The sequence below is a fragment of the Thermus sp. FJN-A genome, assembly GCF_054655095.1.
Genome location: NZ_BAAHSC010000017.1, coordinates 1 through 302 on the forward strand (window position 1 = coordinate 1; position 302 = coordinate 302).

Consider the following 302-nt stretch of genomic DNA (forward strand, 5'->3'; position numbering starts at 1 on the left):
CCTCCCCTCCCCGAGGAGGAGCCCCTCCGGGGGATGGCCCGGCGCCTGGCGGACTGGTGGGACGGGAACGGGGGCAGGCTCCTGCGCTCCGAGGAGGCGGTCTTCCACCCGGAGCACCGCTACGCCGGGCGGGTGGACCTGGTGGCCCGCTTTGGGGACAGGCTCGTGGTGGTGGACCTGAAGACCTCCTCCCGGGTCTACCCGGAGCACCTCCTGCAGGTGGGGGCTTACGCCCTGGCCCTGCGGGAGGAGGGGCTGGCGGTGGAGGGGGGCTTCGTGGTGGCCCTGCGGGAGGGGATGAA

At 74.2% G+C, this 302-nt stretch carries 1 protein-coding gene; it reads left to right on the plus strand.

Annotated elements, in window-relative coordinates:
• Window positions 1–302, plus strand: a 302-nt coding sequence (locus tag ACYQ0J_RS00080; protein ID WP_460170211.1) for a PD-(D/E)XK nuclease family protein, incomplete at both ends; no start/stop codon positions are given.